Here is an 866-nt window from a genome sequence, read left to right on the forward strand (position 1 = left end):
CGGCGCAACCCCAGGTCCGGCAGCGACCACCAGGGGCTTTCGGTGATGATGTCATCTTCGGCGAGCTTGAAGCCGGCGGCACGCACCAGATCCAGAAAGCCGACCGCGTCCTGTTGGGCCTCCTGTGGATGCCGGAACAGCGTCCGCACCAGACTCGACTCGATAAAGCGGCGGCAGGACTCTGCCATCAGCAACAGCCCGCCAGGACGCAGCACGCGATGCATCTCCGCGAGGGCTTCGCGCTGCGCGACCATGTGGTGCAGCAGTTGATGGCACAGCACCAGGTCTATCGAGCCGTCGGCGAGGGGGATATCAGTGGCGCTCGCCGTAACCAACACCAACTCAGTGGTGGGTGGAGGCTGAGCCGCCGCCTGTGCACGTCCCAGTGCGATGAGTTCGGCGTCGATGTCGATACCGGTGATGCGTCGGGGCCGGAAATGCTCGTCGAGCAGCGCCGCTGCGGTGCCCTGGCCGCAGCCGATATCAAGGATGTGGGCGTCATCTGGCGCACGGTGGCCGGCCTTCGCGGCGAGCTTGTCCAGAGCGTCGGCCAGCACATAGCGACGCCACACCTCGGTTCCTAGGAACCAGCGCCCAAAGCGGCTCTCGCGCATCCACTCTTCTTGGCGAAGATTGGCTGCGGCTGTCGGAGCCACTGCGGTTATTCGGTGTTCCATTCCCATTGTTTGACCTCGACGAGGTCATTCGACTGGAACAAGAACCAAGTGACGACGAAACCGAACGTGAAGCCTCCGCTCTGTTGCACGAGAGGGCTATCTTCAAAAACGGCGCCGTTGACGTTGTCGTACACCGCATAGAAGCTGATCAGCTTCTTGCGGTCTCGGTGATAGACGCTCGTGCGAAAT

The 866-nt window shown here is 62.5% G+C and carries 2 protein-coding genes; both read right to left on the bottom strand.

From position 1 onward, the window contains the following. Positions 1-683: class I SAM-dependent methyltransferase (locus VBE63_RS30535; RefSeq protein ID WP_323686707.1), on the bottom strand; the 683-nt coding region annotated here is incomplete at its 3' end. Then, a partial coding sequence (locus VBE63_RS30540) for a hypothetical protein (RefSeq protein WP_323686708.1) occupies positions 662-866 on the bottom strand: 205 nt, incomplete at its 5' end. The genes VBE63_RS30540 and VBE63_RS30535, both read right to left, overlap by 22 nt.

Source organism: Lamprobacter sp. (assembly GCF_034860625.1).
GTDB lineage: Bacteria > Pseudomonadota > Gammaproteobacteria > Chromatiales > Chromatiaceae > Lamprobacter.